Annotated in this window: 15 protein-coding genes; 9 read left to right on the top strand and 6 right to left on the bottom strand. The window is 45.7% G+C overall.

What is annotated here, in order from left to right:
* Positions 1–55 precede the first annotated feature (55 nt).
* The 7 genes from ACZ0NX_RS05645 to malQ all read left to right on the top strand — a co-directional run bounded on the left by ACZ0NX_RS05645 (position 56) and on the right by malQ (position 10,747).
* The gene (locus ACZ0NX_RS05645; protein ID WP_464406039.1) at positions 56–469 is read left to right on the top strand and encodes a hypothetical protein; all 414 of its coding nucleotides are present in this window, start codon (positions 56–58) and stop codon (positions 467–469) included.
* The gene (locus ACZ0NX_RS05650) at positions 466–1,695 is read left to right on the top strand and encodes an extracellular solute-binding protein (RefSeq protein WP_060786437.1); all 1,230 of its coding nucleotides are present in this window, start codon (positions 466–468) and stop codon (positions 1,693–1,695) included. Before ACZ0NX_RS05645 ends, ACZ0NX_RS05650 begins: the two co-directional genes overlap by 4 nt.
* A gap of 170 nt (positions 1,696–1,865) precedes the next feature.
* Positions 1,866–3,269, top strand: coding sequence for a carbohydrate ABC transporter permease (locus tag ACZ0NX_RS05655; RefSeq protein ID WP_016839868.1), 1,404 nt, complete (start codon positions 1,866–1,868; stop codon positions 3,267–3,269).
* Entirely contained in the window at positions 3,266–4,186 is a 921-nt protein-coding gene (locus ACZ0NX_RS05660; protein ID WP_004131368.1) for a sugar ABC transporter permease, read from the top strand. The genes ACZ0NX_RS05655 and ACZ0NX_RS05660 overlap by 4 nt, the downstream gene beginning before the upstream one ends.
* Positions 4,187–4,293: 107 nt before the next feature.
* Positions 4,294–6,285 carry a type I pullulanase gene (gene pulA, locus ACZ0NX_RS05665; protein ID WP_464406042.1) on the top strand — a complete coding sequence of 664 codons (1,992 nt, stop codon included), beginning with the start codon at positions 4,294–4,296 and terminating at the stop codon, positions 6,283–6,285.
* Between the two features lie 361 nt (positions 6,286–6,646).
* A complete protein-coding gene (locus ACZ0NX_RS05670) occupies positions 6,647–8,254 on the top strand; it encodes a hypothetical protein (protein ID WP_464406044.1) in 1,608 nt (535 codons plus the stop codon).
* Between the two features lie 243 nt (positions 8,255–8,497).
* Entirely contained in the window at positions 8,498–10,747 is a 2,250-nt protein-coding gene (malQ, locus tag ACZ0NX_RS05675; protein ID WP_464406045.1) for a 4-alpha-glucanotransferase, read from the top strand.
* 259 nt (positions 10,748–11,006) lie between these two features.
* Here the strand turns inward: malQ and ACZ0NX_RS05680 are convergent, their stop codons facing one another.
* The 3 genes from ACZ0NX_RS05680 to ACZ0NX_RS05690 all read right to left on the bottom strand — a co-directional run bounded on the left by ACZ0NX_RS05680 (position 11,007) and on the right by ACZ0NX_RS05690 (position 13,457).
* Complete coding sequence (locus tag ACZ0NX_RS05680; RefSeq protein ID WP_464406046.1) at positions 11,007–11,621, bottom strand: DUF624 domain-containing protein; 615 nt, start codon at positions 11,619–11,621, stop codon at positions 11,007–11,009.
* Positions 11,622–11,772: 151 nt separating this feature from the next.
* Positions 11,773–12,606 carry a carbohydrate ABC transporter permease gene (locus tag ACZ0NX_RS05685; protein WP_060786443.1) on the bottom strand — a complete coding sequence of 278 codons (834 nt, stop codon included), beginning with the start codon at positions 12,604–12,606 and terminating at the stop codon, positions 11,773–11,775.
* Entirely contained in the window at positions 12,603–13,457 is an 855-nt protein-coding gene (locus ACZ0NX_RS05690; RefSeq protein WP_060786444.1) for a carbohydrate ABC transporter permease, read from the bottom strand. Before ACZ0NX_RS05690 ends, ACZ0NX_RS05685 begins: the two co-directional genes overlap by 4 nt.
* A 344-nt stretch (positions 13,458–13,801) precedes the next feature.
* On the opposite strand from ACZ0NX_RS05690, the gene ACZ0NX_RS05695 reads away from it, so the two are divergent.
* Positions 13,802–14,821, top strand: coding sequence for a LacI family DNA-binding transcriptional regulator (locus ACZ0NX_RS05695; RefSeq protein WP_464406048.1), 1,020 nt, complete (start codon positions 13,802–13,804; stop codon positions 14,819–14,821).
* A 217-nt stretch (positions 14,822–15,038) separates the two neighbouring features.
* Here ACZ0NX_RS05695 and ACZ0NX_RS05700 read toward each other — a convergent pair whose 3' ends face one another.
* Both ACZ0NX_RS05700 and ACZ0NX_RS05705 read right to left on the bottom strand, forming a co-directional pair.
* Entirely contained in the window at positions 15,039–16,382 is a 1,344-nt protein-coding gene (locus ACZ0NX_RS05700) for an ABC transporter substrate-binding protein (protein WP_415689725.1), read from the bottom strand.
* Between the two features lie 152 nt (positions 16,383–16,534).
* On the bottom strand, positions 16,535–17,293 hold the full coding sequence (locus tag ACZ0NX_RS05705; RefSeq protein ID WP_464406051.1) for a histidine phosphatase family protein: 759 nt from the start codon (positions 17,291–17,293) through the stop codon (positions 16,535–16,537).
* Positions 17,294–17,487: 194 nt separating this feature from the next.
* On the opposite strand from ACZ0NX_RS05705, the gene ACZ0NX_RS05710 reads away from it, so the two are divergent.
* Positions 17,488–18,324, top strand: coding sequence for a nitroreductase family protein (locus tag ACZ0NX_RS05710; protein ID WP_464406053.1), 837 nt, complete (start codon positions 17,488–17,490; stop codon positions 18,322–18,324).
* A gap of 19 nt (positions 18,325–18,343) precedes the next feature.
* Here ACZ0NX_RS05710 and ACZ0NX_RS05715 read toward each other — a convergent pair whose 3' ends face one another.
* Entirely contained in the window at positions 18,344–18,610 is a 267-nt protein-coding gene (locus ACZ0NX_RS05715) for a hypothetical protein (RefSeq protein ID WP_415689719.1), read from the bottom strand.
* Positions 18,611–18,646: the final 36 nt, after the last annotated feature.

Consider the following 18,646-nt stretch of genomic DNA (forward strand, 5'->3'; position numbering starts at 1 on the left):
AAAAAGAAACAAACACGGGCAAGTGTTCCCGCATTTGTTCCCCAAAACACCAAAAATGGGAACAAACACGGGCAAAAAGAAACAAACGCGGGCATGTGTTCCTGCATTTGTTCCCAATTTGACCCAAAACGTAAACAAACACGGGCAAAAAGAAACAAACACAGGCGCAAAGGCAGGTCAAAGCGCAACCAATCAAAATAAAATTCCGATAAATTTGCTGATTTACAAAATAAAATACGACTTTTTATCAACAACAATCGGCTTTATCGGAAATTTTTCCAATAGCACGCAACATGATTTGCCAACTACAATATATACGTGTATACTACACATTGCTTATAAACAGATTTCAACAACAAATGTGACGCTGCAAAAACGCAGAGAAACGTCGAAGTTGCGCCACATGAAATTTGTTACTATGCCACCAAAGAACATGCCAAGCTGGCATGATATAGGAGGTCAAGGATGACGAATATGAAGAAAGTGCTGGGCGCAGGCCTCGCAATCGCCACTATGTTTGGATTTGCCGCATGCGGTTCTAGCACCAATGCTGGCTCCAGCAGCAAGTCAAACCCAGTAAAGCTCACCGTATGGTCTTCTTCCGAAGATCAGAAGGCTGGCGGCTGGATTCAAGCTATGGAGAAAGCCTTCCAGAAGGATCACCCAGAAGTTACTTTTAAGAACGCTGTTGTTGCACCACCAGATGCTGCTAAGACAGTTAAGCAAGACGCTAAGGCCGCTGCCGACGTTTACCTGTTCCCTAACGATCAGCTCGGCGACTTGGTAAAGGCAAACGCAATTGGCGAGTTGAGCGACGACGCTGCCAAGCAGGTTAAGGAAGACAACGATGAGACCATCATCCAGTCTGTAACCGCTCAGGACGGCAAGCTCTATGGCGTTCCATACATGGGCAACACTTGGTTCATGTACTACGATAAGTCCAAGTTCACCGACGAAGACGTTAAGTCCCTCGATAAGATGCTCGAAAAGGGCAAGGTTGCTTTCGATATTAGCAACGCTTGGTACCTTCCAGGCTTCTACCTTGATGGCAACATGACCCTCTTCGGCGAGAAGAGCAACGACGGCAAGGCCGGCATCAAGATTGGTGACAAGGCTGCCGAAATCACTAAGTATGTTGCAAAGCTCATTCAGAACAAGAACTTTGTAATGGATGGCGACGGCGCTGGCTTGTCTGGCATTAAGAACCACACTGTTGACGCTTACTTCTCTGGCTCTTGGGATGCTGGCGACGTAAAGAAGGCTTTGGGCGACAACTACGCTGCTGCTCAGCTTCCAAAGTTTAAGTCCGAAGACGGCGAGCACCAGATGAAGTCCTTCGCTGGCTCCAAGGCTGTTGCTTACAACCCTAACTCCAAGGCTCCAGAGATGGCCGCTAAGTTCGCTGCATTCCTTGGTTCTAAGGAATCCCAGGAGCAGATGTACAAGCTTCACGGCGACATCCCAGTTGCTAAGGCTTTGAGCGATCTCGTTAAGGATAACCCAGCCGCTGTTGCTCAGATGAACACCATTGCTAACACCTCTGTTTTGCAGCCAACCGTTCCAGAAATGGGTGCCTTCTGGGATCCAATGAAGACCTTCGGCACTGCATTGGCCAACAAGGAAGTTAACGACGGCAACGCCGCTGCAAAGATTGCAGACTTCCAGAAGGGCTTTGAGGAAGCTCTTAAGAAGTAGCGAAATCAGTAAGTATTAGCACTACTAAGTACTAACTTACAAACTATTTTCTAAACTCAAATTCTTGTTTAGAAAAACACGGCAAGGACGCCCCGCTCCCCTAAGACAATAAATCGGGGCGGGGCGTTCTTTGCTTGTATAAGCCCCACAATTTTACGGAAAGGCATGTCATGACTGGCACGACATCCACCAAGCGAGGGAAGCGAAAGAAGGCACCTTCTGCCGATGAATTTGTGGCTCCTTCGCAATACTCATTACAGGAGGCTGCAAAGCACGCAGACGCACTGTCTTGGGTTTCGATAATTATCTTTGGTTTTGGTAACTTCGTTCGCAAACAGTACGTGAAAGGTCTCGTATTTCTTCTATGCGAGGCTGGAGTTCTTGCCTTCTTGGCCACAACTGGCGCGGAATATCTGCCAAAATTCGGTACTCTCGGCACTAGAAAGCAAGGCAGAGTAAAGATTAACGGCTTCTGGCACTACGTTGCTGGAGATAATTCTGTTGAGATTTTGCTGTATGGCGTTATGAGCATTGCAGCAATTATTGTTTTAGTTTATTTGGCTACTTTATCTTTGCGCAGCGCATACAAGGCTCAATCCTTTGTAAAGCGCGGAGAAAAGCCTATCACCTTTGTTAAAGATGTTGAATCTTTGCTCGACCGCCACGCGCACGTTGGTTTTATGACTCTTCCAACCGCTGGAATTGTTCTGTTTACGGTATTGCCATTAGCATTCATGATTTCAATGGCATTTACAAACTACGACCGTGACCACACACTTCTTTTCCACTGGGTTGGTTTAGACAACTTTGTTAAGATTCTTGGAAACACAACTGGAACCATTAATGCTGGAATCTTCTTCGATGTTTTGATTTGGACCCTTGTTTGGGCCTTCTTCGCTACGTTCTTGAACTTCTTCTTTGGCATGTTTATGGCAATGATTATTAACAGACGCACTACCCGCCTTAAGAGCTTGTGGCGCATCTGCTTCTCGCTTACAATCGCAGTTCCACAGTTTGTGTCTTTGCTTGTTATGCACAGCATGCTTCAAAGAGATGGCGCTATTAACCGCCTTCTTATCTCTTCTGGCTGGATTCATTCTCCACTGCCATTCTTCCAGGATGCTACTTGGGCAAGGGTTACCGTTATTCTCATCAACCTTTGGGTTGGTATTCCTTACACAATCATGCAAATCACTGGTATTTTGCAGAATGTTCCAGCAGAACTTTACGAAGCAGCAGAACTCGACGGTGCAAGCTGGTGGCAGCGCTTTATGAACGTTACTATGCCATACATCTTCTTTGTTATGACTCCATACTTAATTACAACGTTCACTGGCAATGTTAACAACTTCAACGTTATTTACCTCTTGTCTGGCGGCGAGCCAACACCAATCGGCTCTTCGGCAGGTAAGACTGATTTGCTCATCACCTGGCTGTACAAGCTTACGGTTGATAAAGATAACTACAGCATGGGCGCGGTAATCGGCATTATGACATTCATTGTGCTTGCGATTGTTGCTTTGATAACATACCGCAACTCTGGCTCCTACAAGAATGAGGAGGGATTCCGGTGAGTAATAAGAAGGATCTTATGCAAAGCGAACAAACTGTGCATAGTACACGCAGCGTTCCATTCTGGCGCGATCAGCGCGTGCGCCGCATAATCGGAGATATCATCACTCATATCTTCCTGATTATTATGTCTATTATTTGGCTCGCGCCAATCGTATGGGTGTTCTTGGAAAGCTTTAACCAAAACACCGCTCCATACCAGACAACGTTCTTCCCAACTAAGTACACGTTTAACAACTACATTCAGCTGTTTACTGAGCGAGAAGTTCTTGACTTCCCACGCATGTTCTTAAACACCTTGATTGTGTCTATTTTCGTGTGCATTATCTCTCTGTTCTTCGTGCTTGTAGTAGCGTTCTGCATGTCTCGCTTGCGTTTCCGCGGTCGTAAGACATTTATGAACATTGCTTTGATTCTTGGTATGTTCCCAGGCATCATGGCAGTTATTGCTATCTACTTCATTTTGAAGGCTTTTGGATTGACGAATGGCTCTGTTGTTCTTATTTCCCTGATTATCGTATACTCTGCTGGTAGCGGCATGGGCTTCTACGTTATGAAGGGTTATATGGATACGATTCCAAAGTCTTTGGATGAGGCTGCATATTTGGACGGCTGCACAACTTGGCAAGTATTCTATAAGATTATTCTTCCAATCTGCAAGCCTATGATTGTGTTCCAGGCTATTGTTAGCTTCTTGGGTCCATGGCTCGACTTCGTTCTTGTTAAGACGATTGCTCGTACCCAAGATAACTACACTGTGGCTTTGGGCTTGTACCAAATGTTGCAGAGAGAATACATTAATCACTGGTTCGCACGATTCTCCGCTGGAGCTGTGTGCGTTTCCATTCCAATCGCAATCCTGTTCATTGTTATGCAGAGATTCTACGAAGAATCGATGTCTGGCTCTGTTAAGGGATAGTAAACTCTGCAGCAATTGTGGGGTTTAGAAAATGGGGGCCGAACGTTAAAAGCGTTTGGCCTTCATTTTCTGCTCAATACTTTAAAAAATATAAAAGGATATAATTCATGACGTTCCCATCTTCAACACAATGGCCAGTTTATTCGGGGCAGCTCGGATTCTCACTTAACGAAAAATCGACCACATTTACGCTTTGGGCGCCAACAGCATCATGCGTAACACTACGACTTTTTGAAACAGGAAACAACAGCGAACCGTTTAAAACACGCGATTTAAAGCCATTGCGCGACGGAGCATGGAGAACATCAATATTGCAGAGGCTGGATGGCGTTTACTACGACTTTCTTGTTACTTTTGCAGACGGCACAGTAAATCGCACAAGCGACCCGTGGGGCGTTGCTAGCGGCGTAAATGGCGAGCGCAGCCTTGTTATTGACGAAGATCGCGTGTCTCCTGCAGGCTGGCACAAAGACAAATCGCCAGAATTTGTGCGCCATGCAACTGTTGTGTGGGAGATGCACGTTGAAGACTTTAGTAGCAATCCTAATGGCGGATTTAAGCCAGAACACCGCGGTCAGTATCTTGCTTTTACAGATTCGCATACGACTTTAGATGGCGACGAGCACTTCTCTACTGGAATCGACTATCTTAAAAAACTTGGCGTAACGCACGTTCAACTAATGCCAATCTACGATTTTGCAACTGTGGACGAGGTTGCGATTTATGCCGCGCGCAAAGATGGCGAAAACGTTGATTCACTTTACAATTGGGGCTACGATCCGCACGCATACAACGTGCCAGAAGGCGCATACTCCAGCAATCCGTACGATGGCACGGCAAGAATCCGCGAATGCAAGGCAATGATTGGCGCTTTGCACAAGAATGGCATGCGCGTAGTGATGGATGTTGTTTATAATCACATGTTTGAATCAGCGTCGAACGCATTTGAAAGCGTTGCTCCTGGCTACTTCTGCAGACGCAAGGATGACGGCGGATTTGCAAACGGATCGGGCTGCGGAAACGAAATGGCTTCCGACCACCCAATGTTTAGGCGTTTTATGATTGAGTCTATTTTGCATTGGGCGCGCTGCTACCATGTGGATGGTTTTAGGTTTGACCTTATGGGCTTAGCGGATGCGCAAACTTTGAACATGATTCGCGCCGAACTAGATAAGCTTGATGGCGGCAAAGATATTCTTATGTATGGCGAGCCGTGGGGCGCGGCCGCTGCAGCTGTTGGCGATGACTGCCCTATGGGAGATAAAGCGGGGCGCGGATTCCTTGATTCTAGAATCGGCTGGTTTAGTGACGAGTCTAGAGACACGCTTAAGGGCAACGTTATGGATCATCACGACCGCGGCTATGTAAACGGCAACGAGTTTTGGACCGCGGATCCTGTGCGAAACGCGTTTAATGGCTGGCGTGGTATGCCTTGCGCAGGCAAAAGTGTTGGCCAGATTGTGCAGTATATTTCTGCTCACGACGATTTGACTTTGTGGGATAAGCTGTGTATTTCTATGCGCGATAACGCGTCTAGCTGCGATTTTGACGCAAGTGATCCAAACAGTGTTGCAGACATCTTCAGCGCTAACATTCTTAGCGCTGGCATAATTTTGTGCTCCGCTGGAATGCCATTTATGCTTGGCGGCGAAGAGTTTGGCCGCACTAAGCACGGCTGCGATAATTCCTATAATCGCGGAGTTGCTATGAACCAGCTTGATTGGTCTAGAGCTAAGCGATTCCAGCCGCTTGTAGACTGGTATAGTGCGCTTATAAAACTTCGCGCTAAGAACGCTGATTTCTACGATGCTCAGCACACTCGCCTTACGGCATCCGATAACTCCATTCTTGCAGAGCAAATTGGAAGCGACTTGATTGTATGCGCTAATCCTATGAAAGATGCGTCTGCAACGGTTGATTTGCCTGCTAAATCTGCAAGCCCGTGGCGCTGTGTGTTGGATTCCAGCGAGTACTTTGATAAGTGGACGGGGCACGACTCGGGCAGCCGCGCGGCAATGCTTTGCGACGATAACGGCGATCCGCGTGCGGTTCATGTGCCTCCGCGTACTTTTGTTGTGTTAAGCAACAAGCGCGCTTAATCGCTCGAGTTTTAATCGCGCGAGTTTTAATCGCGCGAATCGTATTTTATCCCGATTTTGTTCCCTTATTCTTGTGATTTGGAAACAAAGTCGGGATTATTTTTTAAAGGCAAAACCTTGTAATTTCCTTAATTGTTCCTTATAAATTGCCAAGGTGAGCGAATTATTCCTGTTGTTCTGCTAGAATCATTTTTAGACTTTATACCCCCCATGCGTATACTCGCGATGGTGGAGAGGAGAAAGTTCAGTAACAAGACAGAGACGCAACGTAATAAACAGTTTGCGCTTTGATCTTACAACTTGATAATTAAACAAATATCCCCACCCCCCAAACCTAAATGATTTGAAGAATGAGGTAAATATGAACGCTAAGATTGCAGCCGCCATCTCTTTGGGAGCTAGCTCTTTGGTACTTATTGGAAGTATTGGAATTGCAAACGCATCCACAGATGCCCCTACAACCTTGACGCAAGACAACACCGTGGTTTCTACTACAGCGCAGACTTCTGCTGACGCACAAACTGGCGAAAGCTTTGACCGCGTAAGCGAAGTTGTTACTGTTGATCCGCAAGGCGATGCGAAGGAAGGCACAATAGGAGTCGCTAATCAAGATAACTCCAGCTCTGATGCAGCAGCACAAGTAGAAAAAGATGTGCAAGAGATTATAACTGAAATAGGAAATCTTATAAAAAATCCTATTATCTCGGATGATTTTCAAAATAAATTAGATAATGCAAAGCAAAACGCAAATAAGGCTGACGATGCATCCAGAGAAGCTTCAACAAAAGTTGATAATGCAGAAAGTGAAACTAAAGAAAAGATTCAATCTGCTATAGACGCTGTAAAAGAAGCTGAAGCTAAAGTAAAAGAAGCTCAAAAAGAAATTGAAAGCGTAGGAACTGATTTTGGCACAGCAAAGAACAGATTCGATGCACTAAAAAACAAAATAGAAACGATTAAAGATAGAATAAATAAGTCTTTAGAGTCTTTAAATAATGAAGTTAAGAAAAACGAGGTTAACGGTAAGATAACTAACGCAGATAAAGTTATTGCGGAAACCAACAAATCAATTAACCAAAGCAATTCAGATATTGAAGACGCAAAAACTAAGCTAAGTGGTGCTTTAAATAAGCTTACAGCTTCTCTTGAAAAGGGCGAAAAGGCACTACAGGCAAAGCAGCAGAATCAAAACCATGTTCCTCCTGCTGACCCTGCTCCACAGCAGCCAGAACAGCAAGAGCAGAATCACGCCGAAGGACAGGCAGCGGAACCACAGGCTCCACAAGCCCAAGAGCGTCCACAGGATCCACGCGTTGATGCCCCACAGGCTGCTCCACAAACTCCACAGGCTGCTCCACAGGTAGAAGCTCCTGCAGCCAAAGAATCTGGCAGCAGCTCACGCACAAATAGCCACTACGCTGCAGCTGGCAAAGCGTACGAAAACGGCATTCTAGATGCTCAAGTCTTAGAAAAGTTGGGCGCTCAGGCTGCTGGCGAATCAGGCTCTGCAGTAGTTCCTGCAGCAAATAAGGCCTCTGCAGGCGCACAGAAAGCACAGGCAAATCAAGCTGCAAGCGCCACTGCAAGCAATGCTGCCGCGTCTTCTGCCTCTTCTTCCTCTTCTGCATCCTCCGCTGCAGGCTCTGCAAAGAGCGCAGGCTCCAGCAACTCAGCTAAGAGCAACAACGCAAAGGATTCCGCAGACTCCGCAAAGAGCGCAGATTCTTCCGATTCCGCTAGCTCCGAAAGCCAGTCGGATTCCGCAGACTCCAAGAGCAACAAAAACGAAGAGTCAAATAACGAAGATTCCAAGAGCAGCGATAAAAGCGCTCAGGCATCTGGCGCAAACAACGGCGCGCAGGCCGCTGGCAACAACACAACGCTAATCGCAGCTGTTACAGGAAGCATAATCGCAGGAATCGGCGCAATCGGCGCTGGATGGCACTTTATGCGAATCCGCCGCAAGTAGTCGTTTTAAATATTGCAAATAAAACCGCAGTTGGCATTTAACCTTCTGCGGTTTTTGCTTATCTCCGCTAAAATCGCCCAAAATCGCCCAAAATCGCCAATATTGCAAACGATGTCAATACTTAATATAATTGTTGCTTAGAGCGTGCCTCAATCCAGCGATGTGTTGAGAGCCCGCACTTTTTAGCATCGTTTGCAACAAATTCGATGCTCGTACACGTGCCACGATTAACAAAGGAGCATCATGAGCACAACAGACAATGGCAAAACAAGGGCTGCCACGCCTGTGCCCGTAGAAGAAAGCGCAGAAAGACTTGCTCGCCCACTAATTAAACTTGCAAAAGCATGCGGAGTCGCAACTTTCTACATAGACCAACTAGGCGACTACACAGAGATTACGGACGAAGCGCTTGTAGGCGTTCTAGACGCCCTGGGCTACCCGGCAAACACAAGCGAAAACATTGAAAATTCGCTAAAAAGCGTTCAAGAAAAGCGCAATAGCGAGCTGTTGCCGCCAACCGTGGTGTGCTTTAGCGGCACAAAAACGATTGTTCCTATTCACGCTGAAGAAGCCACAAGCAGCCCAGAAAAAATTCACATAACGCTTACGCTAGAAGATGGGTCGCAATACGAAGAGCCTCTAAACAGATTTGAAAACAGCAAGGAAGACGGCCTAACGCTTGAGATTCCACAAGACTTGCCAATGGGGTACCACACTCTTCTTGCAAAAGTAGAAGATAAAAATGGCAAAACCATTGCTCATGCGCAGTCAACTTTGATTTGCGCTCCAGCAAAAATCCCACTTCCACAAAGCGTTAAGGAACGCCATCGTTGGGGCTACATGACTCAGCTTTACTCCGTGCGTTCAAAGGAATCTTGGGGCGTTGGTGATTATGGCGATTTGCGCAGGCTACTTAAAGACGCTGGAAGCATTGGCAAAGCCGACTTTATGCTTATAAACCCGATTCATGCGTGCGCGCCAGTGGCACCTTTGGAGCCTTCGCCTTACTTGCCAGAATCGCGCAGGTTCTTAAACGTTACATACATTCGTCCACAAGATATTCCAGAGTACGCGCAGCTTAGCGAAAGCCAGCGCAAAGAGGTGGAAATTTTGCACGCGGGCGTGGAAGCGCTTAACGATAATCCAAATCCAATGGATATTAACGCCGCGTGGAACGCAAAACTTCCAGCATTAAGGCTTATTTTTAAGCAGCCTAGAAGCGCCGAGCGCGAGCAGGAATTCGCAGACTTTAAGGCTCGTTCTGGTGCAGATTTAGATGCTTTTGCCACCTGGTGCGTGGCCTTTGAGGTTTGGGGCGCGCCTTGGGGAGATAATCTTTGGTTTGACACCACTGGCAAAGGCACTCCTCAGATTGACACACTTAGAAGCGAACACGCCGATTTGCTTGAATTCCACCGCTGGCTTCAGTGGATTGCAGATGAGCAGGTTGCAGCCGCTCACGCCGAAGCAAAGGCCGCTGGAATGGCAATTGGCCTTATGCAAGACATGGCAGTTGGCGTGCACGGATACGGCGCAGACGTGTGGTGGAGCCCAGAGCGCTTTGCTAATGGCGTTAGTGTTGGCGCTCCTCCAGACTTCTACAACCAGCAAGGTCAGGATTGGGGCCAGCCGCCATTTGACCCTAATTACTTAGACGAAACTGGCTACATTGCCTACCGAGACATGGTTCACAACGTGTTCTTGCACGCTGGAGCGGTTCGCATTGACCACGTGCTTGGGCTTTTCCGCCTTTGGTGGATTCCACGCGGCCAGGGCGCAAAGAACGGCGCTTACGTTTACTACAATGTGGACGCAATGCTTGCAGTTCTTAGCATTGAGGCCACTCGCGCAGGCGGATTGGTGATTGGCGAAGACCTTGGCACTGTTCCAGCCTACGTTTCCAAGGTACTTGCTTCTCACGGCATTCTTGGAACGGTTGTTGAATGGTTTACACACAATGATGAAGCCGAAAAAGCCGCTAAAAAGGCTGGAAAGAAGGAAATCATATTTGCAAATCCTTCTACCTACCGCGAATACGCTTTGGCTTCTGTTACTACTCACGATATGCCTCCTACTGCAGGCTACCTTGAGTTCGAGCATGTTAAGATTCGCGAAGAGCTGCACCTGCTTACCGATTCTGTAGAAAGCTTCCAAAAGGCTGCTAGCGCAGAGCGTGACGCCATGATGAAGATGCTTTTGGACGGCGGCTGGATTAGCAAAGATGCGGCCGAGCATGTGGAAGATCACGTGCAAGAAATCGTAGAAGCCATGCATGCGATTATGCGCACTTCCCCATCTTTGCTTTTGCAAGTGGCACTTGTAGACGCTGTTGGAGAAAAGCGTTCGCAGAATCAGCCTGGAACCAGTACGGAATATCCAAATTGGCGTATTCCTCTTGCAGACAAAGATGGCAATGTTGTTCACACGGGCGATGTTTTTAAGTCTCCACGAGTGCTTTCCATGGCCAAAATTATGAATGGTGAAAAAATTTAACCAATAACCCAGAACAACAGTAAAATTACCACCAAAAACGTAAAAAGAAAGGTTAAAAAAGCTTTGCAAATAGAGCAATTAGAGGTATACTAGTAATACATAAAGTTGCTCATGCAAGTAACTTCTTCCCTCTCCGCGTGATGCGTAGGATGGCTTGTAGACACCATTTTGCGCATCACGCTTTTGATGTCCTGAGTGAGGCGAGCGTCTATGGCGATGCTCGCCTCACTAACATATTAGCCGCTTAAATCGCTAACCTCTAATCGCGGTTAGCCGCAACATACTTAGCAAACACGCGCTCCAAAAGCGGCGTGTGAAGCATAATCAAAGATCCCCATCCAAGCAAAATCAGCAGCGGCAATCCCTGCAAAAAATACTTTAGCGAAAGATACACAAGAGCGAAGAACACACAATCAAGCAAAAACATCATAAAAGTGGTTGCCACATAGCTCACGCCAAAAATCAGCGAGTTAATAAGAGTTCGGCCAATGGAGTTTTCAAAACGCGCTTGCAGAGCAAAAACCCACTGCGCAACAATAATCCACAAAATGCTAATCGCAAACTTTATTATTAAAAGCGGAGTGAGTTGCAAGAAAATCCAAGACCACACAATCAGCGCTAAAAGTGGCCCTAAAATAGCCCAAATAATGGTGGCCTTAACAAAATTATTCTTAAAAGACTTAAAGTAGATTGCTGTTGTATGCGCCTCGCCACGCTCAATTCTTCTAGCTGTTTCGTGCGCGGCTGTAATAGATGCGCCAATTGTTATAAGCGGAATACTTGTAATAATCATTAAAACAGTAAGCCAGACCGCGTCTGCAAACGATTCCATTCCTTGTGCAAACTTTGAATCAGGGCCTCCAAAAGAAATCATTACAACCACTCCTGCCTAATGGCGCGCTTTAAACGCAATCCTAACCAACAATACATTATAAATATAAATGATGAGATAAATATAAATGATGGTGGCTGCAGACGCGTGCAACCACCATCGCTAGATGCCGAGATTCGAAGGAGAAAAAATCTCAGCCCTTTACCGCACCAGCCATAACACCTTTAATAATGTACTTCTGGCAGATTAGGTAGAAGACTATGATTGGAACAATTGCCATAACCAAGCAGCCCATCATGGCACCCATTTCAACGGAACCATAGCCGCCCTTCAAATATTGAACTGCAATAGAAACCGTCTTGTACTTGTTCAAATCCAAAGTGAGGTAAGGAAGAAGGAAGTCGTTCCAAATCCACATTGTTTGCAAGATAGAAACGGATATAATCGCTGGCCTCATAATCGGAACAATAATCTGGAAGAATATGCGTGGCACAGAAGCGCCATCAATCATTGCAGACTCTTCCAACTCTTGAGGAATGCCCTTTACAACGCCCGTGAAAATAAACACAGCCAAACCTGCGCCAAATCCAAGGTAGATAATCCACAAGCCCCAAGGGGTGTTCAATCCAAGCTTTGTAGTGATGTTGGAAAGCGTGAACATAACCATTTGGAATGGCACAATCATGTTGAACAAGAACAACACGTAAAGAAGTTTTGCAGCCCAGTTATTTACGCGCACAATCCACCAAGCGCACATAGAAGTGCAAAGCAGAATCAAAATTACGGCGCCAACTGTTACCACAATCGTCCACCAGAAGCTCATAAGCAAGTTGGTGCGATTAATGCCAAGAACGTAGTTGTCAAAGCCAATAAACGACTTTGGAGTAAACGAAAATGGCTCGCTAGCAATATACACCTTTGACTTAAAGGAGTTCATAAATACTAACGCAATTGGGAAAATCCACAGCAAGCTCACTATAGAAAAGAGCGTGGTCCAAAGTACTGGATGCTTAGCTTTCTCGTTCATGCTGCCACCTCCTTAGATGTTGCCAACTTGTTCTGAACCAAGGCAATAACGGCAACGATAATAAAGAATATAACTGCCTTTGCCTGGCCAACACCTTCGCCGTTAATCCTTCCATAGAACGTGTTAAAGATGTTCAACGCAAGCATCTCCGACTTTCTAGAAGGAGCACCATTAGTCAATGCCAAGTTCTGATCGAATAGCTTGAATCCGTTTGTAACAGTTAAGAACGTGCAAACCGTAATAGAAGGCATCATAAGAGGAATCGTAATCTTAAACAGCGTTTGAGCTGGGCTTGCGCCGTCAACTGCTGCCGCCTCAATAACGTCTCCTGGAAGCGCCTGCAAACCTGCAATGTAAATAATCATCATATAGCCGATTTGCTGCCAGCATATCAAAAGAACCATGCCCCAGAATCCATACGTTGCAGAATAGGTAATAGCGCGGCCAAAATAGCCCAAGATGCCATTAAGCACTACCTGCCAAACGTAGCCCAAAACAATGCCGCCAATCAAATTTGGCATAAAGAACACTGTGCGGAACAGGTTGGATCCTTTAAACTTTTTTGTAAGCATGTAGGCAATTGCGAATGCAATAACATTAATAACAATTGTTGTTACAATCGTAAAAGCCGTTGTAAATATTAACGAATGAAGGAAGTGTGGGTCGCGCAAAGCCTTGCGATAATTGCGTATTCCAACAAACTTTCCGTCGGTAACAGTGTGGAACTTAGTAAAGCTAAGATACACGCCCATTACAAATGGCACTAAAAAGCCAATTACAAAAGCGGCAAACGTTGGCAGAGCAAATAACGCCCACCACTTGCGTATTGCCTTTCCACTCATATTAATCATAATTCGTCACTTTCTCCTCCTTGAGTACGTCACTGAACGAGCAGCCGCGCCCGAATCAATACTTTTATATTACTACATGTAACAGTAATGTCAAACGTTGTCATTTTTTGCATGTCGCAGCAAAAAATACTAAAAAACAAATGTGAAAAAAATCCTAATTTTTGGCGATTTTACGGCAAAACCTGCTATTATTGTTCGTATTGCAAACGTTTGTGTAATAAATGCAAATTAAGCAGGCGCAAATCGCGTATGCTACGCAGCTTGTACACTAACTTTGTACATATTTTAGTAATATTAATGAAGATATTGACGAAATATTTTGCTGTGCGAATAAAGGAGTTCACATGCCGGCCAATATTCAAGACGTTGCCAGCCAAGCGCACGTATCAGTATCTACTGTTTCACGCTCGTTTACGCGCCCAGACCTAGTTTCTGCAGCAACCCGCAACAAAGTATTGACTATTGCCGAAAAACTAAACTTTTCAATATCGCGTTCTGCGGCTGCTTTAAAATCTGGAAGAACGCTAAGAGTTGCGCTTCTTATTAGCGGCAGCATGCGACTCTGGTTTACTGCGTCTATTATGCAAGGCCTAAATCAAGTTCTTCACCCAGCTGGCTACGACCTTTCAGTCTTCCAAATATCTAGCAGTCAAGAGCGCGCGGAATTCTTTAACATGCTTCCTACGCGCAGAAATGCAGATGCTGTGATTGTTTGCTCATTCGACGTAAACAAGGAGGAAGTTGATTCTTTAAAAGCCACTGGCGTGCCAGTTTTGGGAATAAATTGCGTGAATCCTTTGGATTGCAACTTTGACGCAACTATTAACATAGATGACGATCAAGGCGCTAGGCTTATGGCACGTCATCTTATTGGTTTAGGCCATAAAAACATTGCCTACATTCGCACAAACCGCGATATTTCCCTGCATTTTAGCGTTTTGCAGCGCTACCATTCTTTTATTGACGAATGCAAAATTAACGGCATTACTCCTATAGAAATCGCAGCACCCGAAGGCGCCGACCGCATAAGCTCAATCGTTTCTTCGCTTTTAAGCAATACAAACGTTCCAACGGCAATCGCCTGCCAAGAAGATGCAATAGCAATTCCGCTTATGTTCCAGCTTTCTAGAAGCGGCTACAGTACTCCTGGAGACGTTTCGATTATTGGCTTTGACGATAGTTTCTACGCAAGAGAAACGGGGCTAACAACAATTCGTCAAGACCCTGTTGAGATGGCAAAAAGCCTAGCCAAAATGACTTTGTCTTTGATTAATGGCGATTACTTAAGCAAAATCTGCAGATACATTACCATTCCTGCACAGCTTATAGTTAGATCTAGCACAAGTCAGATTGAAAATAGCTAGTTGCTATCGACTATCGACTAACGACTAACGACTAACGACTAACGACTAACAGCTAACGGCTAACAATTATCAACTATCTTTACACTAAAAAAGAGCTTCAAACCATTAGGCTTGAAGCTCTTTTACTTGTCACTAATGCACTGTGCTAATGCAATTACAAAAATGACATATATTAAATTATGAATTTAATGAGCCAGTTTTAACCCAATTCTTTGGATTAATCCTGATCTTCGTGAGCCTGAGCAACTTCCTTAGCCCAATTGTCAACGAAGGCGCTCTTAACCTTATCCCACTTGCCAGTGCCCTGAGCATACTCAAGCAAAGCGGAGCCAAGATCGTTCTTCCAGTTGTCAGATGGCATCATAGTGAAGTTCCAGCTTACAGGAGTCTTGCCAGACTGAGCATCTTCAACAGCAGCAGCAGTCAAAGGATTCTCAGACTTTATATCTGCAAAGCTCTTGAATGGAGTGGTGAAGCCCATCTTCTTAGACATAGCTTCCTTGCCGTAATCAGAGGTAAGAACCCACTTCAAGAAGTCCTTGGTTGCCTTCTTGTTGGCATCCGAAGTCTTCTCGTTAATGCACCAGTAGTTCTCGGAACCAGTAGCCAAGCCTTGCTTTTCTTCGCCCTTAGCACCAATGTAGATTGGGAGCATGCCAAGGTCTTCGGCCTTCATGCCAGCCTTCTGCAAGTCGGTCCAAGCCCAAGTACCATTCTGATAGAACACAGCCTTGCCAAGCGAGAACTCAGAGTTTGCATCCTCACCAGTCTTGGAGCTGAGCTGAGTTGCAGGAGTGGTGGAATCTGTAATGTAAAGATCGAAAATCTTCTTGTAGCCATCAAGGAATGTACCCTTAATCTTTGCTGGCTGCTTGGTAACATGATCTTCCTTGAACTCGTAGTACAGAGGAAGGTTTGCAAGGTGGGTCTTAAAGCGCCAATCAGAGCTGGAATCGAAGCCAGCAGAAGTGAAGGCGCCATCAACGCCAAGCTCACCCTTACGAGCCTGAATGTCGTCTGCAACAGCCTTAAGCTTATCGAAGGAGTTAATCTCTTCGGCAGACTTTACCTTTGCGTCCTTAAGCTCGGTGTACTTCTTAAGCAAAGCCTTATTGTAAATCAAGCCGTAGGTTTCCATTGCGTATGGAACGCCAACAACCTTATCTCCGTCCTTAAGAGCAATATCCTTGTTCTGAAGCTGCTTATAAAGCTCGGTATCCTTAAGATCTGCGGTGTAATCCTTCCAGCTTGCGTAGCCAACAGGACCATTAACCTGGAACAGTGTAGGCGCTTCATCGCCCTTGCTGATTTCGCTCTTAAGGGACTGCTCGTAAGTGCCAGAAGCAGCATTCTGAACCTTTACAGGAATGCCAGTCTTCTTGGTGTATTCCTTAGCAACTTCCTTCCACTGATCAGCAGATTCTGGCTTGAAGTTAAGGAAGTAAACTTTGCCCTTATCGGAAGAATCCGAAGAGCTAGAACCGCATGCAGCGAGCGCACCAAATGCCATTGCTGAGCAAGCTACAAGCGCAATTGTTGACTTAATTGTACGATTCATCATCGAACCTTTCTCCTATGCCGTCGGCCTACCTTTTGGCCGCCGCACCCCTAGGTGCCCTTTCGACATTTTTTATTATGCCTCAAATATAAAAATATTGCAAACGATAGCAGTGTTGATATAGCGGCGTGTCGCATATTTTTAGCAAGCAAAAATCAGCAATTCCAGCGAACGATTACACGATCGCCTTTATATGTTCCAAGTGCGCAATAGTGCGCGGTGTCTAATCGAAGTAAGCGCGCCTGCTGGGCATCTACCCCAAGCCATCTGGTTGCTAAAATCCTAAGAATATGCGCGTGAGCTACAATAATCACATCTTTGCCGCTTTTAAGTTTTGGCAAAACAGAGTCGATTATTTTTTGAGTGCGATTAGAAACATCTTGTAAAGATTCTCCATTAGAGCGCACCACTTTTACAGTTTCTCCGCTTGGCAAAACTTCTTCGCTAGAATCCGACATAAAATCTGGCAGAGCTTTAGGGCCATCTTTCCAAACATCCCATGACTCAACGCCGCTTAGCGTAGAAACGTCTTTTCTTGTGCGCCCCTCTGCGCAGCCGTAATCCCATTCGGCGGCGTATTCTAGCGACGTGCAATGCGTAAATCCGGCCAACTGAGCGGTTTGGCGAGCGCGAATAAGCGGGCTTACAAACTGGCAATCCTCGCTAAAGCCGTTTGGAAAAGCCTGGCGAATCCTGGCGCCTGCGTTTATAGCCTGATTGCGGCCAACTTGTGTTAGTGGAATATCGGTGCGGCCTGTGTGCTGGCCAGATTTACTCCAAACAGTTTGACCGTGGCGCAAAAGCACGAGTCGCCCTTCGGGCGCGCCCGAGCATGTTGCTGGAACGTCTTGAATCGCGTACGAATCTGCGCTAAATGAACCACCATTAACGTCAACGTCAATACTGTTCAGCATAATCCACGCCGCCTTAGCACCGCCAACAAGTAAAAAATCTGCGCTTGGTGCCTTAGCGCAAATCTAAACCCATTACATACAAACTGGCTTCACTGCCAAGTTCGCTCACTTTTATAACACTTTTATAACACTTTTACATGTCAATTTCTAATTGGTATTTCAATTTGGTATTTCGTTGCCATTAACATAAAAACATGATGTCAACTCAGAGTAATGTACAGAATAATGCGCAAGACGGCGAACAAAACGACGCGCAGAACGTATATGCGAATCAAACTATTCAAACGCTTCTTAATCGCAGATCTATACGCGCTTTTAAAAACAATCCGATTAGCGAAGATGTTGTAAAAACACTAGAAGCGGCGGCACAGCGCTCAGCTTGCAGTCAATTTTTAAACGATTGGTCGGCTATTAAAATTACGAGCGAAAGTCTTAAACAAAAGCTTTCCCAGCTTGGAAATCAGGCTTATATAGCCACAGCGCCACTTTTGTACGTATTCGTAATAGATCAGCACAGAAATGCTGCAATCGCGCGAAAAAGCGGAATTGACACAGACGGAGACGACTTTACTCTTAAAACGGGCTACAGATTCTCGCAGTCGCAGAACGATGCGGTTCTTGCGCTACATGCCATGGAAACAGCCGCGGAATCGCTTGGACTTGGTTGCGTAATTCTTGGTTCAATTTTAAACAACATTCCCGAGCTAATTGAACTTTTGAAGTTGCCCAAATACACGTACCCCGTTCTTGGGCTTGCGATTGGCGAGCCAGATCAAAGCCCAGAGCTAAAGCCGCGCATGGATTCTGGCATGCAATTTTTTGAAAATGAATACCCTAGTAGCGATGACGTTTTGCTTGAAAATCTGGCAAGCTTCGACGAAAGAGTGCATAAATACTACGATTTGCGTAATGCAGATAGGCCAGTGGACGCGTTCAGCGCGCAAATCGCAAAGCTTGCGGTGGACCCTGGAGCCAAAAACCACAGCTGCGAATCGCAGCTTAATGCGCAAGGATTTACTTTTAAGTACTGATTTACTAATTTACTGATTTTTAGCGCATACGCGGCTTGTATCCGCGTTTTCTAGACTTAGGTTTGGTTGTTTCAAACCGCGAGCGCATATCGCAGTACTTACGAATCGCAGGATTTGAATGCGTTAAATGCCAGCTGCCGCAATAATCGCATTTATAAACCCAAAGTTTTGCTCCGCGCTCCTTAAAGCTTTTATCCGCTGCCATAAGAGCCTGCCCTTTATTGGCGTACATTATTTTTTGGGTAGATTCACATCTGCGCGGAGTAAAGAAATACATGTAACCCATAGTATCACCGCAACAAACTGCGCTGATTCGCTTGCG

This window comes from Gardnerella rara (assembly GCF_055452355.1).

What these genes read in the sequence shown, in the direction of transcription:
- ACZ0NX_RS05645 (WP_464406039.1), top strand. Translation starts at nt 56, where the DNA reads ATGGGAACAAACACGGGCAAAAAGAAACAAACGCGGGCATGTGTTCCT.
- ACZ0NX_RS05650 (WP_060786437.1), top strand. Translation starts at nt 466, where the DNA reads ATGACGAATATGAAGAAAGTGCTGGGCGCAGGCCTCGCAATCGCCACT.
- ACZ0NX_RS05655 (WP_016839868.1), top strand. Translation starts at nt 1,866, where the DNA reads ATGACTGGCACGACATCCACCAAGCGAGGGAAGCGAAAGAAGGCACCT.
- pulA (WP_464406042.1), top strand. Translation starts at nt 4,294, where the DNA reads ATGACGTTCCCATCTTCAACACAATGGCCAGTTTATTCGGGGCAGCTC.
- ACZ0NX_RS05670 (WP_464406044.1), top strand. Translation starts at nt 6,647, where the DNA reads ATGAACGCTAAGATTGCAGCCGCCATCTCTTTGGGAGCTAGCTCTTTG.
- malQ (WP_464406045.1), top strand. Translation starts at nt 8,498, where the DNA reads ATGAGCACAACAGACAATGGCAAAACAAGGGCTGCCACGCCTGTGCCC.
- ACZ0NX_RS05680 (WP_464406046.1), bottom strand. Translation starts at nt 11,621, where the DNA reads ATGATTTCTTTTGGAGGCCCTGATTCAAAGTTTGCACAAGGAATGGAA.
- ACZ0NX_RS05685 (WP_060786443.1), bottom strand. Translation starts at nt 12,606, where the DNA reads ATGAACGAGAAAGCTAAGCATCCAGTACTTTGGACCACGCTCTTTTCT.
- ACZ0NX_RS05690 (WP_060786444.1), bottom strand. Translation starts at nt 13,457, where the DNA reads ATGATTAATATGAGTGGAAAGGCAATACGCAAGTGGTGGGCGTTATTT.
- ACZ0NX_RS05695 (WP_464406048.1), top strand. Translation starts at nt 13,802, where the DNA reads ATGCCGGCCAATATTCAAGACGTTGCCAGCCAAGCGCACGTATCAGTA.
- ACZ0NX_RS05700 (WP_415689725.1), bottom strand. Translation starts at nt 16,382, where the DNA reads ATGATGAATCGTACAATTAAGTCAACAATTGCGCTTGTAGCTTGCTCA.
- ACZ0NX_RS05705 (WP_464406051.1), bottom strand. Translation starts at nt 17,293, where the DNA reads ATGCTGAACAGTATTGACGTTGACGTTAATGGTGGTTCATTTAGCGCA.
- ACZ0NX_RS05710 (WP_464406053.1), top strand. Translation starts at nt 17,488, where the DNA reads ATGATGTCAACTCAGAGTAATGTACAGAATAATGCGCAAGACGGCGAA.
- ACZ0NX_RS05715 (WP_415689719.1), bottom strand. Translation starts at nt 18,610, where the DNA reads ATGGGTTACATGTATTTCTTTACTCCGCGCAGATGTGAATCTACCCAA.